The 17,357-nt window shown below is 38.2% G+C and carries 11 protein-coding genes; all 11 read left to right on the forward strand.

The genetic code is table 11. The features are described 5' to 3' along the window. The first annotated feature begins 93 nt into the window (after positions 1–93). The 11 genes from CLW00_RS03700 (at position 94) to CLW00_RS03750 (ending at position 17,303) form a co-directional block, all read left to right on the forward strand. On the forward strand, positions 94–750 hold the full coding sequence (locus tag CLW00_RS03700) for a Tll0287-like domain-containing protein (RefSeq protein WP_106132314.1): 657 nt from the start codon (positions 94–96) through the stop codon (positions 748–750). 249 nt (positions 751–999) lie between these two features. Further along, the gene (locus tag CLW00_RS03705; RefSeq protein ID WP_106132315.1) at positions 1,000–1,635 is read left to right on the forward strand and encodes an RNA polymerase sigma factor; all 636 of its coding nucleotides are present in this window, start codon (positions 1,000–1,002) and stop codon (positions 1,633–1,635) included. Positions 1,636–1,704: 69 nt separating this feature from the next. Continuing rightward, entirely contained in the window at positions 1,705–2,736 is a 1,032-nt protein-coding gene (locus tag CLW00_RS03710) for a FecR family protein (protein WP_106132316.1), read from the forward strand. A 542-nt stretch (positions 2,737–3,278) separates the two neighbouring features. Next, on the forward strand, positions 3,279–6,380 hold the full coding sequence (locus CLW00_RS03715; RefSeq protein WP_106132663.1) for a SusC/RagA family TonB-linked outer membrane protein: 3,102 nt from the start codon (positions 3,279–3,281) through the stop codon (positions 6,378–6,380). 14 nt (positions 6,381–6,394) lie between these two features. Beyond that, on the forward strand, positions 6,395–8,251 hold the full coding sequence (locus tag CLW00_RS03720) for a RagB/SusD family nutrient uptake outer membrane protein (RefSeq protein WP_106132664.1): 1,857 nt from the start codon (positions 6,395–6,397) through the stop codon (positions 8,249–8,251). Between the two features lie 294 nt (positions 8,252–8,545). After that, the gene (locus CLW00_RS03725; RefSeq protein WP_245917161.1) at positions 8,546–11,680 is read left to right on the forward strand and encodes a VCBS repeat-containing protein; all 3,135 of its coding nucleotides are present in this window, start codon (positions 8,546–8,548) and stop codon (positions 11,678–11,680) included. Beyond that, positions 11,670–13,025, forward strand: a complete 1,356-nt coding sequence (locus tag CLW00_RS03730) for a vanadium-dependent haloperoxidase (protein ID WP_245917162.1) — start codon at positions 11,670–11,672, stop codon at positions 13,023–13,025. The genes CLW00_RS03725 and CLW00_RS03730 overlap by 11 nt, the downstream gene beginning before the upstream one ends. 14 nt (positions 13,026–13,039) lie before the next feature. Further along, on the forward strand, positions 13,040–14,011 hold the full coding sequence (locus tag CLW00_RS03735; protein WP_106132319.1) for a formylglycine-generating enzyme family protein: 972 nt from the start codon (positions 13,040–13,042) through the stop codon (positions 14,009–14,011). 18 nt (positions 14,012–14,029) lie between these two features. Continuing rightward, the gene (locus CLW00_RS03740; RefSeq protein ID WP_106132320.1) at positions 14,030–15,349 is read left to right on the forward strand and encodes a Gfo/Idh/MocA family protein; all 1,320 of its coding nucleotides are present in this window, start codon (positions 14,030–14,032) and stop codon (positions 15,347–15,349) included. Between the two features lie 2 nt (positions 15,350–15,351). After that, entirely contained in the window at positions 15,352–16,272 is a 921-nt protein-coding gene (locus tag CLW00_RS03745) for a hydroxypyruvate isomerase family protein (protein WP_106132321.1), read from the forward strand. Further along, on the forward strand, positions 16,269–17,303 hold the full coding sequence (locus CLW00_RS03750) for a WD40/YVTN/BNR-like repeat-containing protein (protein WP_106132322.1): 1,035 nt from the start codon (positions 16,269–16,271) through the stop codon (positions 17,301–17,303). The genes CLW00_RS03745 and CLW00_RS03750 overlap by 4 nt, the downstream gene beginning before the upstream one ends. Positions 17,304–17,357 lie beyond the last annotated feature (54 nt).

Raw genomic sequence — 17,357 nt, forward strand, 5'->3', positions numbered from 1 at the left:
TCTATATCACTTGTAGATTTCTTTGACAAAGAACAAATATCATTTTAGAAACTCCCAATTAAGACCTATTTTTAACAAAAGAAGAAAATCGCCATGAAAAAAATAATTTACCTAATTCCAGTATTTTTCGCAATTCTTTCTTGTGGATCGAATGAAAGAGTAAGCAGGGAAGTTTTTGATGAGGTCAATAAAAGCATGAAAGTGACCAAAGTCAATGAAGCTGAAATGATACAAGCTGCAATGAAATGGGGAAATGAAATCAGCCAAGAAGCACAGGATGCTCTGATCGGGACCCTTCAGGAAGCCATTGCAGAAAAAGGTGTTACTGGGGCTATTGAATTTTGTAACGTAGAAGCACTTCCAATACTACAAGAGGTAAGTGACAAATACAATGTTGAGGTACGCAGGGCTTCTTTCGACTACAGAAATCCTGTAGATGCACCGAAGGAATACGAAGCTGGAATTTTGGACACTTATGTTTACAATATGGAGAACAACCTTGAAAGCGAGCCAAGTGTCCAGAAATTTGAGAATGGAGATGTGTTACTTTACACGAAAGCCATCAAGATTCCTGGAGGTCTCTGCCTGAATTGTCATGGCGAGCCAGGTAAGGAAATCGCTCAAGAAACCTTGAACAAAATAGATGAACTTTATCCAGAAGACAAAGCAAAAGGCCATCAAATCGGTGACCTAAGAGGAATGTGGAGCATAAGGATGACCAAAAAAGAAGTAGTAAAAAGGATGGAGTAGACATTCAAAGAATTTCAGGGATTGTTTCTTCGAAAAAATTTATTTTTTTGAGGTAAAAATCAACATAACATTTACATTTTTTTTCTGGTCTCTATGTTTTTTATGTGTTTCAAACTTATTTTTTACATTTTATAACCAATTATTATTCTGTCAAAAAATTATAATGAAAAATATTCAAGGTTTCTTGGGGTCTTTCTTAATTTTTTTGACTCTAATATATAATAGCTGTAGAATAACCACCAATCCAGAATGGCAATTAACCCCAAAAAACCAACCACTTCAGCTAGTTTATCTATTAAGAACAGTGATATCCTCCGGATATACGGAAAAAAGTCTGATCCCGAAGTTTGGGAAGCTTTTGATTATGGAGATGAACTTGCTTTTAATTATTTATACAGGATCTATGTACCTGTTTTATTTCGATACGGAACACAGCTTACACGAGATGAGGCAGTGGTTCAAGACTGTATCCAAAATATTTTTATTTCACTTAGAAGTAAACGTGGCACTCTTACAAAAGTGAATTGTATCAAGGCTTATCTATTCAAAATCATGAATAGAGAAGTCTTAAAAAAACTATCCAAATACAAAAAACTGGAATTTAAGGATACCAATGATCTAGAAGGCAGCTTTTTGATTGAGGTTTCTTCTGAATCAAAAATGATTGAATCTGAGTGCTCTATAGAAATAAAAGAAAAATTAGAAACTGCCCTTAATCAGTTGACATCTAAACAAAGACTTGCCATACTTCTACTTTATCAGGAAGGCCTGAGCTACAAGCAAATTGCTGAGGTATTTGATTTCAATGAAGTAAAAACAGCAAGAAAATTAGTTTACAGAGCCCTTAATAGCATGAGGAATATATTGAAAGATAAAAACCAGTAATGATTAAGAGGTTGTTTTCGGCAAAAAACCAACCATCACCTTCTTAAACATAAATTTGATAAAAATTGAATGAAATACGAAGATTTTGATATTGACGACTTTCTAAAAGATGAATTTTTCATCCACTGGGTGAAAAACAGGGATGAAGACACCGTACATTTTTGGGAAAAATGGATTCAACAGCATCCAGAAAGAAAACATATTGTATTTACTGCAGCTGATATAATAAAATCTATTCACTATAAAGAAAAGATCTCCATAAGTGATCGGCTCTATCTTGAAACATTTGAGAACATTTTGCAAGCTGAAAATAATCCAGTAAACAAACCGCATAAAAAAACCTGGTGGAGTATTTTTCAAATAAGGAATGTTGCAGCTGTTTTCCTCATTACCGTCCTTATGTGGCTTTCGTGGGATATGATTTTTGTTCCCCAACAAACTGAGGAACTGAATTTACAACCAATAGAATGGGTAACTAAAATTGTTCCAGGTGGGAAAAAGTCAATCGTTACACTTTCCGACGGAACGAAAATATTTATGAATTCCAATAGTGAACTGTCTTATCCAAAAACATTTTCAGACTCATCAAGAACAGTAGCTATAAAAGGTGAAGCTTTTTTTGAGGTTCAAAAAGAGGATAGACCATTTATAGTGAGTTCCAAGGGTTTAAAAATAAATGTATTAGGAACTTCCTTTAATGTAAAAGATTCTGAAGATGGTAAAGTTGCAGTAGCACTCATGAGTGGAAAAGTTCGCATTAATGACAATTCGGGAAATCAAGTCAATCTTCTTCCCAACGAAATGCTGGTCATAAAGGAAAATGGACCCTTTATAAAAACCGGGTTCGACTCTTTAGAAGTATTGGGCTGGAAAAATAAATACCTCATTTTTAAAAAAGAAAATTTTTACTCAGTAAAGAAAAAATTAGAAAACTGGTATGGAGTAGAAATTGAAATTAAGGGTGCAGTAAACCCAAGATGGACATATTCAGGGGTTTATCATGATGAAATGTTGGAAAACATTCTAAAAGGGATGAGCCACACATCAGGGATTTCTTACACTATCAAAAATAAGAAAGTAATTATATCCAATATCGAATAAACTCATGATGATCACAAACAACACAAGTTAAAAAAAGAAGCAGAAAGTGTTCTGGGGGGAACAGCTTTCTGCTAGAAAGTCCTAGGCAAAGATTGTATAAGCTGCCTAGGAGACAGTTCAAGTTTCAATCACTTAAACCACTCAATCTTATGAAAAAAAAATTACTCAGACAACTTATTATGCTGTCGAAAAGATTATTGTATGGTTTCGCGATCCAGTTATTTATTTGCACAGTTCTAATTGCAAAAAATAGCAATGCGCAAAGGAAGACCATCGAAGACGTCAAAGTAACGCTCAATTTGAAGGATCAGCCCATAAAAAGAGCTTTCCAAGAAATTGAAAACAACACCGAATTTAGATTTACTTACAATGATAATTTGGTCGATGTAAGCGGTCAGGTTACTATTGAAACAAAAAACAAACCAGTAATCGAAGTTTTGGAATCAATTTCCAAGCAAAGCTCACTGCAATTTGTCCAAATCAACGACAATATCCATGTCAAACCAGCTTTCAATATTACTAAAAAAGAAAGGGTTCTTGTCATGGAGGAAGCCGATTATAAGGTAATCACGGGGGTCGTACGAGATGATGAAGGAGAGCCACTTCCAGGCGTTTCTATATTAATCGAAGGCACAACCAACGGTACCATTACAGATATTGATGGCAATTTTTCCATTGATGCCGCAGAAGGGTCTATACTAGCGTTTTCTTTTATTGGATTTGAAACTAAAAAAATCCAAGTCTCAAGCAGCAATGTATATGATGTAGTTTTAAGTACTGATCTAAAATCTTTGGGTGAGGTAATAGTAGTGGGTTATGGAGAGCAAAGAAAAGAAACAATAACAGGATCTGTTGCCACTGTAAAAGGAAATGAACTTGTAAAATCTCCAGCCATGAACCTTTCAAATTCTATAGCTGGTAGAATGGCAGGGGTAGTTGCTGTCAATAGAAGTGGTGAGCCGGGGTTTGATGGTTCAGGTATACGAATTAGAGGCTCTAACACCCTTGGAAACAATGATGCATTAATAGTTATAGATGGGATTCCCGCCAGAGCTGGAGGTATTGAGAGATTAAATCCAAACGATATCGAATCCATTTCAGTACTTAAAGATGCAGCGGCTGCAATTTATGGAGCGAGGGCAGCTAATGGTGTTATTTTGGTCACAACAAAAAGAGGCCAATCCGGAAAGCCCGAACTCTCATATCAATTTAACCAAGGGTTTGCACAACCTACAGTAATCCCAGCGTTGGCTAATGCTGCACAATACGGTGAGATGTTAAATGACCTGAGTGTATATGAACTACCTGTTAATGAGTGGCAAGCGGCCACAAATGCTTTCCGAAATGAGAGTGTCTACACACGTCCAAATGGTCAAGTCAGAACTGCTCCTTTTAGTCAAGAAGCTTTAGCCATGCATAGAGCTGGGACCGATCCTTGGAATTATCCAGATACAGATTGGTTTGCAGCCACATTGAAACCGTGGTCCCCTCAGGTTAGACACAACTTGCAGCTGAATGGAGGAAATGATAACATCAAATATTTAGCATCTATGGGCTATCAAAATCAGGATGCTTATTACAGAAATTCAGCTACTGGCTACCAACAATATGATATGAGATTAAACTTGGATGCCAAAATCAATGAGTATGTTGATCTTCAGCTTGGTGTCTTAGGACGGCGAGAGTCCAGATTTTTCCCAACAAGGAGTGCCGGAGCAATATTCAGGATGCAAATGAGAGGTAAACCTCATGAGCCCGCATTTTGGCCTGATGGAAGACCAGGGCCAGATATAGAAAATGGTGAAAACCCAGTAGTAATCACTACGAATGCAACAGGATATGACCGTGACACAAGAGATTATTTCCAAACCAATGGAGCTTTGAATATCAAAATCCCTTGGATAGACGGGTTGAAGTTTACAGGTACTGCAGCGGTGGATAATTTGAGTAGGTTTGTAAAAAGGTGGGAAACACCTTGGACGCTGTATCAAAGAGGAAGTGGTTTTGAAGCTGATGGAACTACACCTATTCTAGTACCTACCGAAAGAGGGCCAGCTGAACCTAGGCTAACCCAATCCAATAATAACCAATTGAATATACTACTCGGTGGTGTATTCTCATATGATAAACAATTTGGAGACCACGGACTGCAAGTACTCGCAGGAACTAACAAGGAAACCGTAAAAGGTGATGACTTTTGGGCCTATAGGAGATTTTTCATTTCAACTGCCATAGATCAGATGTTCGCCGGAGGTGATGATGAAAAGAATAATGGGGGTGCGGCATTTGAACAAGCTCGTCTCAATTATTTTGGAAGAGTAGCCTATAATTTTAAAGAAAAATATCTTTTGGAATTCCTTTGGAGGTATGACGCATCCTACATATTTCCAAAAGAAACAAGGTATGGATTCTTCCCTGGTGTAATGGCAGGATGGGTTATTTCGGAAGAAAATTTCTGGAAAAATAATTTCAGCAATTTTGATTTCTTTAAAGTAAGAGGTTCGTGGGGACAGATGGGTAATGACCAAATCTTTTACGATGGCGTTTTCCAACAATACCAATTCCTATCTACTTACGGATTTAGAAGCCACATTTTGGAAGGTCAGGAAGCAAAGACATTATTTGAGACCAGAGTGCCAAATGATATGATTACATGGGAAGTAGCTAATAACTCAAACCTCGGAGTAGAAGGCCAATTATTCCAGGGTAAAGTATTCTTCGAATTTGATTTGTTCTACAATAAAAGGACTAATATTCTTTGGCGAAAAAATGCCTCTGTCCCTCAAAGTACAGGTCTTTCATCTCTATTACCCGCAGAAAATATAGGTGAAGTAGAGAATAAAGGTTTTGATATCAATTTGGGATATAGGGGTCAAAAAGGAGAATTCAGATACGCTGTGAGTGTAAATGGTGGGTATGCAAAAAATAAAATCCTTTTCTGGGATGAGCCTCCAGGTGCTCCAGATTGGCAAAGATCTACTGGAATGCCAATGGGTTCTCCAGGTCCAATATATGTATATGATGGTGTTTTCAAAGATCAACAAGATATTGATAGCAACACTCTTGATTATTCTGCAATTACCAATGAGCTTCGCCCTGGCGATATGAAATTCAAGGACGTGGACGGTGATGGAGCGATAACCCCTCTTGATAGAATACGATTAGACAGAAATAATATCCCAAGATTCCAGGGAGGCATGAATTTCAATGCAAGTTGGAAAAACATCGATGTCTCGATATTATTTCAAGGAGCTGCAGGCGCTATGGCTTTAGTTAGTGCAGGAGAATCAGGAAACATCGGTAACTACCTTTTGGATTTCTATGAAAATCGATGGACTATAGACAACCCAAGCAGTGTACATCCAAGAATTGCCAACAGAAGTGACCAATACTTTTCTTCTGGCAACACTTACTGGTATAGAAGCACTGATTACATAAGGCTTAAAAATATGGAAATAGGCTATACCCTTCCTGAAACTCTTACTACCAGACTGGGGATGAGCAATGTCAGGCTTTACATGAATGGGTTGAATTTATTGACCTGGGATAAACTTAAAGTATATGACCCTGAGTCAGATAACTCAACAGGTCAATATTACCCTCAAGCAAGAGTTATTAATGGTGGTTTTTCTGTGACATTTTAATTATGAACATTACCATGAAAAAATTTAATATTAAAGCAATACTTATCTCCTTGATTTCATTGTCAATATGGAGTTGCAATGATGATTTTCTGAATACTGTTCCACTCGGAGAAGTGTCCGAATCAGCAGTTTGGACTGATGCTGGATTGGCTGAGGCTTTCGTAACAGACATTTACGGAGGACTTGTCTGGGGAGGCTTTAATGAACAAGCCTTGGCGTCTTTGACTGATGAGGCTATCTTCACTCACCCGGGACGGAATATAAACACGGTAACAGAAGCAAGATCAAATCCCCAAAACCCAGGCTGGATTGATGATTCTAGGGGCTGGGCCAACCTTTACAACAGGTTACGTGCAGCAAATATTGCTATAGAGAATCTATCAGACCCAAAATTTGATAACACATCAGGAATTGCAGATAGACTTTTGGGGGAAGCGATATTCATGAGGGCATATTTTCACCATCAGTTGTTGAGGAATTATGGATCATTTCCAATAGCTGACGGAATGACTACTTTAAGCGATGATACTTTTGAAAAGAAAAGAAACACTTTTGAAGAATGTGTTGATTTCATTATCAACGATTTAGACAGATCTGCTCAATTACTTGAAGGTTTAAATCTTCAACGAGGTCGTGCAAATGAGGTCGCAGCATTGGCCCTTAAATCTAGGGTATTACTCTACGCTGCAAGCGATCTTCATGATATGCCGACTGCATCAGCAAAATCTTCTGTGATTTCTGGCTATGAAAACAAAGAGTTGATCGGTTATACTTCCGGAAACAGAACTGAAAGATGGCAAAAAGCAAAAATTGCAGCTAAGGCAGCCATGGATCTTCAATCAGGTAATATGCTCAATCTTTCTGAACCTTTGGACCCTCAGGCAGCTACTGATATCTATATCAACAATTCTATTTCTAGGAATGGTGGAGAAAATGAGATGATTTTCGGAAGATATTATTTAAACTCCAAACCTGAATGGGGTGGACGTCAAGGCTTGTTTAACGGTCCCAATGGATACAACAATTGGGCTGGAAATACTCCAGTTTCTCTGCTGGTAGATGATTATGAGATGATGGATGGAAGCAAATTTGATTGGAATAATCCTGAAATTGCTGCTAAGCCCTACGAAAACCGTGACCCAAGGTTTTATGGTACTTTTCTATATGAAGGAGCCCAATGGAAGCCTAGATCCCCCGCCAATCAAGCAAGGGATCCGCTTGGCCAAATTCAAACTGGCAGCTACGAAGTTACCAATGCTACAGGTCAAAAAGTCACTCATTTCGGTTTGGATACGAGAAACAGCCCAATAGAAGATTGGAACGGCTCGTACACTGGATATTATGTGCGGAAATTTGTAGAACCTGACCCATCACACGTGGATCAAAATACATGGCAGGAGATTCCTTGGCCAGCAATTAGGGTCACAGAAGTTGTACTCAATTATGTAGAAGCTTGTATCGAATTAGGTGAATATGAGGAAGCAAAATCATATTTAAATAGAATCAGATATAGAGCGGGTATGCCAGCCATTACTTCTACAGGAGATCAGTTAATCGCAGATTATCGAAATGAAAGAAGGGTCGAAATGGCTTTTGAAGAGCAGCGCTATTATGATACCAGAAGATGGATGATTGCTCCGGAGACCTTGGGAAGGCAAGCCAATGGTATTCAGATAAGGGGTACCTTAAAGCCGGGCAAGTCCAATGTGACATATAGATATGATACCGAATTGTACGATTATTCCTATTCTTTAATTGATATAGATCCTGGAAAAGAAAATAGATTATGGCTTGATAAAATGTATTGGATGCCAATAAGTTTTGATGAAATGAACAGGAATTCTCTTCTGATTCAAAATCCCGGTTACTAATTATTAATTGATCTGGAAATCAAGCAGCTTAGCAGACATCTTCGGGTGAATCAGCTAAGTTGCTTCTTTTTGTTTAACGCTACCAAATTCCGCACCATGTACAGATCATTGTACCAATTACTTCTGATTACCATTGTCCCTCTTTTGTTGCTATTTTCTTGTTCAAACACTAGCAATGAACCATTGGATGGATCAAGCAGGGAGAATTTCAGACTTTTCGATTTATTGGAGCCTGATGAATCTGGAGTGACTTTTAGAAATCAACTCACGGAAGGACCAAATACAAATGTATTGATGTACGAGTATTTTTATAATGGCGGTGGTGTCGCTATTGGCGATCTTAACAATGATGGCCTAGATGATATATATTTTTCCGGAAACATGGTATCGAATGCTTTGTATTTAAACAAAGGAAATTTAAAGTTTGAAGACATAACAGCAAAAGCTGGAGTACAAGGCAGAGAAGGTCCATGGACAACAGGCGTTTCCATGGCCGATGTGAATGGTGATGGTTGGCTTGATATCTATGTGTGTTATTCAGGCAATTTACCATCTGACAAAAGGCGAAACCAATTGTTTATTCATCAAGGTCTAAATGATGAAGGTATTCCTTTTTTCAAAGAAAAGGCTGTAGAATTTGGTCTTGACATAGACTCATATTCTACTCAAGCCTTATTTTTTGATTATGATTTGGATGGGGATTTGGATATGTTTTTACTAAACCACAATCCCAAATCAATACCTGTATTAGACGAATCAAGTACCAAAGATTTATTGAGTAAAAAGGATGCTTCTGGATCTCAGTTATTCAGAAACGATAACGGGAAATTCGTTGAGGTGACAGAGGAAGCTGGTATTCAGAACTCAGCACTTTCATACGGCTTAGGCATAGGAGCTGCTGATCTAAATGGAAATGGATATCCAGATTTATATGTAAGTAATGATTACACCGCCACTGACTATCTGTATTTCAATAATGGGAACGGAACTTTTTCAGAAGGGAGCAAAACTTCATTAGGTCATATTTCTCAATTCTCTATGGGAAATGAACTGGCAGACTTTAATAATGATGGGTTCATTGATATTTTCACACTCGACATGTTGCCCGAGGATAATAAACGTCAAAAATTACTGATGAGTCCTGACAATTATGAAAAACACCAATTTATGGTCAATGCAGGGCTACACTATCAATATATGCGCAATATGCTACATCAAAACCATGGTAATGGTAGATTTAGTGAAATAGGTCAGATTGCTGGAATTTCTAATACGGATTGGAGTTGGGCAGCATTATTTGCAGACTTTGATAATGATGGATGGAAAGATTTGTTTGTCAGTAATGGGTATAGAAAAGACTATACAAATTTAGATTTTTTAAAGTACATGAGCGATTATGTTCAAAATCACAGAGGAAATCTAAAACGGGATAATATTCTAGATTTAGTATCTAATATTCCTTCCTCTGATATCTCAAATTATGTTTTCCAAAATAATCAGGCAGGAGGGTTTAATAATGTAACTTCCGAATGGGGCCTTTACAAACCCATAAATAGCAATGGAGCTGCTTACGCTGACTTAGACAATGACGGTGACTTGGAATTAATCATTAATAATATAGATGCCACTTCTTTCATCTATAAAAACAATAGCCAAGAAACCAAACAAAATAACTGGATACAAATAAAATTGAAAGGTGAAGGAAATAACCCTGATGGTATAGGTGCAAAAGTATACATCTTTAACAGCAATGGTATTCAATTACAGGAACAAATGCCTACAAGAGGTTATCAATCGAGTGTTTCTTTCAAGCTGCATTTTGGTCTTGGGAAGATTAACGAGATAGATTCTCTAATGATAATATGGCCAGGAGGAAAATATCAAAATATCAAAAAGCCGAAAATTAACTCATTGCTCATTCTGGATCAAGAAAACAGCCAAGAACAGGCGTTTTTAAGCCTTCCTAAAAATAATCAAGCTATTTTTAAAAATACAGGTGAGCTGGGAGAACCTACTTTAAAATCAGAGTTTAATGATTTTAAAAGACAACCATTGCTACCCAATCCTATTTCAGGTGACAAGATCGCATTGGTCAAAGGAGACCTAAACGGAGATGGTTTTGATGATGTGTTTGTGGGCGGCCTTTTCGGACAAGCACCGCAAATTTTGTTTCAAAACAAAAATGGTGATTTCACGCCAAAGGAACTGAGAAATTTAGAAGAAACACTTGATTATGAAGATGTCGATGCCGCCATCTTTGATGCAAACGGTAATGGTTTCTTAGATATCTACGTAGCGAGTGGAGGATATGGGAATTTCATAAAGGGTGATAAAAGATTTCAAGATCGGCTTTACTTAAATGATGGCAATGGTGGATTTGTTTGGAGCAAGAATGCCCTGCCAGAAAATTATTACCCTACCACAACAGTAGAATTCAATGATATAAATGGAGATGGCTACCCAGATTTATTTGTTGGTTCTGGCGCAATACCAGGCCAATATCCCCATTCTGAAACTAGTGTAATTCTTATCAATAATCAGGATGGAAGTTTTAAAGATATGACCTCTAAATATTTTCCTGAACTGGCTGATATTGGAATAGTAAAAGACGCCAAATGGGTAGACTTAAATAGAAACGGCCAAAAAGAATTGATTCTATTGGGTGAGTGGATGCCAATCAGCATTTTTGCCTTAAAAGATGAAAAGTTTGAAAATGTCACAGATCAATACTTTACTCACGAAACCACAGGTTGGTGGAATACAATTCAATTAGAGGAAATCGATGGGAAAATAGTACTTATCGCTGGTAATTATGGATTGAATAGCCAAATAAAAGCGAACACGAAAGAACCAGTTGAGCTATACTTCAAAGACTTTGATGATAATGGGTCGGTAGATCCAATATTAACCACTTTTATTCAGGGCGTTTCTTACCCTTATTTAACGAGAGATGAATTTTTGGATCAATTCATATATAAGAAGTCAGGATTTACCACCTATGAGAGCTATGCAAATGCTAAGATAGAAGATCTTTTTACACCGAATGAATTTAAAGACTATGGATACCGAAGAGCCTTATCCCTCGATACAAAAATGTTTGTTCTTGACAGCAAAGACATATTTGAAGAAGTTGAACTTCCTCTTGAAGTTCAATATTCCCCAGTTCACAAAATCTTGTTTATAGAACATGTCTCTAATCGATATTTACTTTTCTTTGGAAATCAAGAAAACTCTAAATTAAGAATTGGTAAGCAAGATGCAAATCACGGAGTCTTAGTCAAATTGAATGACCTGTCAAAACCTGAATACATTCCTCAATCCATTTCTGGGTTTAATATTATTGGTGATTCTAGAAATGCATTAAGAATTGGGGAGAAAAAAATTATTGTAAATATTATGGGCCAAGCACTTCAGGTTTATGAATATTAGATTTCAAAGTCTCGGTGATTTACAAGTATTACATTTACTTACTACGATTATGGTGTGTATTTTGTCTTCATGCCATTTCGGAAAAGAGATAGAGAAATATACGAATAAAGATATTGCAAACATTATGGGGGAAGTCACAGCTGTTATGGTACATGATGTAACCAACCCTCCTTTGGCAAGTAGATTTTATGCATATATAAGTCTTGCAGGTCTTCAGGCATTAAATCCAGACTTTGGGCATAATATATTTGAATCTTTAGAAGAATATAATAGGCCTACAGATATATTAGACAATGAGGATGTAAATTATCAGCTGGCAGCTATTTTATCAATGACTCAAACCGCTAAACTACTTCTACCATCCGGGGATAACTTGGAAAAGCATCTAGATAACATTAAAAAAACAGCTCTTTCAAAAGGTATCTCTAAAAAAATATTGAGATCCACTGATTCTTATAGCAAAGCTATCGCCATGCATATAATTGAGTATGCCAATACAGATGGGTATAGACTAATTAGCTCTTTGCCCAGATACGAAACAAGTTCGCTACAAGGAAATTGGGTTGCTACCCCTCCTGGATATTTCCCCGCTGTAGAACCATACTTTAACACTTTAAGGCCTTTTTTTCTTGACTCAGCAAATCAGTTCGTACCCGAGCTACCAGTTCCCTATGAAGAAGAAGCTGAGAGCAAATTTTTCCATTTAGCATTAGAAGTATATGACCAAAATTTATCAGAAGAACAATTGTTGATCGCTGCTTTTTGGGATTGTAACCCTTTTGCCTTAGATGAAAATGGGCATTTGTTAATTGGGTTAAAAAAAATCTCACCTGGCGCCCATTGGATAGGAATTGCCAATATTGCATGCAAGCTTGCAAATTTAAGTTTTGAAAAAACTATGGAAATTAATGCAGTTTTGTCCATGACGATATTTGATTCTTTTATTGCTTGTTGGGATGAAAAATATCGAAGTAACCGAGTAAGGCCTGAAATTGCAATAAGAAAACTTATTGATCCTGGTTACAAACCATTTCTACAGACACCACCATTTCCAGAATACCTAAGTGGCCATTCTGTTGTTTCAACCGCTTCAGCTGAAATACTAACAAAATTTTTTATGGAAAATTTTGCATATGTCGATACAGTGGAGGTTGCATACGGACTGGATCCAAGAAAATTCAATTCCTTTAAAGAAGCTGCGCAAGAAGCATCGTTTTCTAGGCTCTATGGAGGAATACACTTCAAAGATGGTATCGTAGAAGGCCAAGTTCAAGGCAAAAAGATAGGTTCTAACATAGTCAATAAATTAGGTCTAACCGAAGTTATAATAGCTGACAATAATTAAATTCTTCATTAAAAATGGTAATCAAAAAAAGCATTTATTTATATACACTGGTACTATCGCTTGGAACTATTGCTTTGGTGTCAGGTAAATTTATTGACTTTTCACCCTACACCCAAAAAATCCCTGATACGAGCACTTCTTTTGAATTAGTACCGATCCCTGGTGGCAAATTCAAATTAGGCAGCACTTTAAATGAAGATGAAAGACCTGTTCATGAAGTAGAAATTTCTCCTTTTTGGATGGGAGCCCATGAAATTACCTGGGATATTTTCGAACTTTTCTTAGATAAGGATTATGAGGAATCTATCGCAGACAAGCCGCTTCCTGAGGGTGTAGATGGACTCACAAGACCAAGTATTCCTTATTTGGACATGACTTTCGGCATGGGAAAAGAACAAATGCCAGCAATTGGAATGACTCAATATGGAGCCATTCAATTTTGTAAATGGCTTTATTTAAAAACAGGCGTGTTTTACCGACTTCCCACTGAAGCAGAATGGGAATATGCCGCTAGGGCTGGCAGCAATGATAAATATTTCTTTGGAAATGATGAAGGTCAGTTGGAAGAATACGCTTGGTTTGCGAAAAATAGTAACCAATCCACTCATAAAGTCGGACAAAAAAAACCAAATCCTTGGGGATTATATGATATATTAGGGAACGTAATGGAGTGGACCTCTGATCAATACCTTGCAGATGCCTATGCAAACAGGGTGAAAAACAAAGACCCGAAAGTCCCAAACCAAAAATTATATCCCTCAGTCATCAGGGGTGGTCACTATGATAGTCCCGCTGACGATTTAAGGACCGCAAAAAGATTTGCTTCCACTCCTGAATGGAAAAGAATAGATCCGCAGATCCCGAAAAGCCAGTGGTGGTTTCCAGAAGCACCATTCCTTGGAATAAGAGTGGTAAGGCCTCTAGAAACACCATCTGAGGCAGAGATCTGGGCTTATTACAACAAAGAACCTATCGCAGATTATTAACTATAAACACTAAAACCCATGAATAACCAAAACTCAAACCGAAGGAGGGATTTCATCAAAACCTCCGCCTTGGTCACAGGAGGTCTCATCCTCCAACCTTGGAATATCCCTGGAGCCTATGCTTCAGGCACAGATGAAATCAAACTTGCTGTCATTGGATGTGGAGGAAGAGGTACTGGCGCCGTTTTTCAAGCATTTGAAACTGGCCATAATATCAAACTTGTAGCTATGGCGGACGCTTTCCGAGACAGAATTGACAAAAGCTACGAACCTATTTTGGATAAATATGGAGCTGACAAAGTAGATGTGCCCGAAGAGAGAAAATTTGTGGGTTTTGATGCATATAAAGAAGCCATCAAACTCGCCGATGTAGTAATCCTTGCAGCACCTCCGGGATTCAGACCTGATCATTTTGAAGAATCTGTCAAACAGGGGAAACAGATTTTTATGGAAAAACCCGTAGCAACAGATGCCGCTGGCATCAGGAGAGTACTCGCTGCCGCCGAAGAGGCCAAAAAGAAAAAACTCAATGTAGTCGTGGGGCTTCAAAGACACTACCAAGACAATTACCGTGAAACCATCAAGCGTATTCATGATGGTCAAATTGGAGATATAGTAGGTGGACAGGTATACTGGAATGACGGGGGAGTATGGGTCAATGCCCGGCAACCTGGTCAGACTGAAATGGAATACCAAATGAGGAATTGGTATTATTTCAACTGGCTTTGTGGAGACCACATCACGGAGCAGCATGTTCACAACATAGATGTAGCCAACTGGGTCAAAAAAGGCCATCCTGTGAAAGCATATGGTACAGGAGGACGTCAAGTAAGAAGAGGAAAAGACCATGGAGAGATTTTTGATCACCATTCAGTTACTTTCACCTATGATGATGGAACTGTTATTTTTAGCGAATGCCGGCATTTTCCCGGTGCAGCCAATCGGGTCGATGAAACCTTTCAGGGAACAAATGGCTCTGTATATTTGAGTGCTGGCAACCATGGGATTCTAACTGACCGCTCAGGCAAAGAGCTCTACAACCATGACAGACAAAACAACAGGAACCCATACCAAGTAGAGCATGATGAACTTTGGGCAGCAATAGTAGAAGGCGAGTACAAGTTTGCTGATGCAGAAAATGCAGCTCATAGTACCATGACCTCAATTATGGGCAGGTATGCGACATACTCAGGTAAAGTAGTCACTTGGGATGAGGCTATCAATTCAGAAGTTGATCTGATGCCAGAAACATTGGCTTGGGATGCCATGCCAAGAGTACTTCCAAATGAAGATGGCTACTACCCACATGCAATTCCTGGAAAAACTAAAGTGTTTTGATCATGAGAAGAAGAAACTTCATCAAAAATTTAAGTTTGAGTGGGGCAATAGCATCTATAGCAGGAGGCGCTTCCGTTTCAGCCTTTGCTAAAGTTAACAAACCTTCAAACACCTTTAATTTGGACTATGCTCCTCATTTCGGGATGTTTAAAGGACATGCAGGAGAAGACTTGATAGATCAGCTGAAGTTTATGGCTGACCAAGGATTTCGCTCACTGGAAGACAATGGTCTTTTAGGGCGGCCGATAGATGTGCAGAATAAGATTGGTGAAAACTTGGAAAAGTTAGGCATGAGAATGGGTGTCTTTGTAGTGGATGGAGGAGACAATTGGAAAGTCTCCCTGACCACGGGTAAAAAAGAATTCGTAGACACCTTTGTCAAAACTTGCCGTGATTCTGTAGAGGCTGCCAAAAGAGTAAATGCTAAATGGGCTACTGTGGTACCGGGTTTTTTTGAAAGAAATCTACCCATGGGAATTCAGACAGGTAATGTAATTGAAGCATTGAAACGGGGTGCAGAGGTATTTGAACCACATGGCTTGACCATGGTTTTGGAACCTCTGAGTGATACTCCGGAACTTTTCCTCAGGTATTCCGATCAGTCATATGCTATTTGCAAAGCTGTAGGAAGTCCTTCATGCAAAATCCTCTATGACGTATACCACATGCAGAAGAATGAAGGTAACTTGATTTCTAATATGGAAAAATGCTGGAACGAAATAGCATACATACAAATTGGGGACAATCCTGGTAGAAAAGAACCTGGAACCGGAGAAATCAATTACCTTAAGGTGTTTGAATACATCGATTCCAAGGGTTTTGAAGGGATACTGGGTATGGAGCATGGAAACGCCCTTCCTGGAATAGATGGAGAAAAAGCACTTATTGAAGCATATCGAAAAGCAGACAGTTTTAAATCATGAAAAATCCAGTCTTTTGGTCATTTGTTTTATTACTCTTGTTTTCCTGTGAAGAAAACAGAAGAATCAAAACTGTAGAAAAACCAAAAGGCTGGATAATTTTAGACACCCAAGTGGACGCCTCTCTTAGAGGGTTGTCTCCAATTACAGAAAATATTGTTTGGGCAAGTGGTTCCAATGGCACTTGGTTGAGAACCTTGGATGGAGGTATCAATTGGGATTCAGGCGTCATCAATGGTTTGGATTCAGTGGATTTTAGAGATATTGAAGGAATTGATGCGTCGACAGCTATCGCCATGTCATCAGGCCAGCCAGCATTAATTTTCAAAACTTTAGACGGAGGCAAGACTTGGGAGAAAAAATTCGAGGGATCTGATAAAGATTTTTTTGATGGCATGTATTTTCAACGTAAAAAGGGAATTGTCTTGGGTGACCCTGTTGACAATTATTGGAAAATCCTGACTACAGACGACCTAGGAGAGACTTGGAAGGTAAGTGAAAGATCTCCGAAAGCTAAAGAAGGCGCTGGATCTTTTGCAGCAAGTGGATCAACGGTCATGAGGGATAATAACAGGATTTGGTTTGCTTCAGGAGGGCTGAGCAGCGATATTTTCTTCTCTGACGATGATGGCATGCATTGGAAAATAATTTCTACCCCCATTTTACAGGGAGAGCCATCTCAGGGTATATTTTCTTTTACAAAAGTGAGTGATCAGGTTTTAATTGCGGTAGGAGGTGATTATTTAAAATCAGATTTTGCAGAAAAAAATGCCATTATCTCAACAGATGGAGGCATGAGTTGGGAATTGATTGAAGGAAATTTACCCAAGGGCTATCGTTCTGGTATAAGCTATTTTCCACTACATCATTGGCTGATTTCAGTGGGCCCGAGTGGTTCAGATTATTCGAGAGATGGAGGCATAAATTGGGAGAAATTTTCAGAAGAAGGTTTTCACGCTATTTTTCGTGACAAAGCACAAAGCAGTATTTGGGCTTCTGGTAGCAAGGGCAGGATTGCCAAACTGGATTATTGACAGCAAAACAGATTGCCCCCTAAAAATGAATTCATGATTTTTTTAAAGTATTCA

Origin of the sequence: Mongoliibacter ruber, from assembly GCF_003003005.1 — a bacterium.
Taxonomy (GTDB): Bacteria; Bacteroidota; Bacteroidia; order Cytophagales; family Cyclobacteriaceae; genus Mongoliibacter; species Mongoliibacter ruber.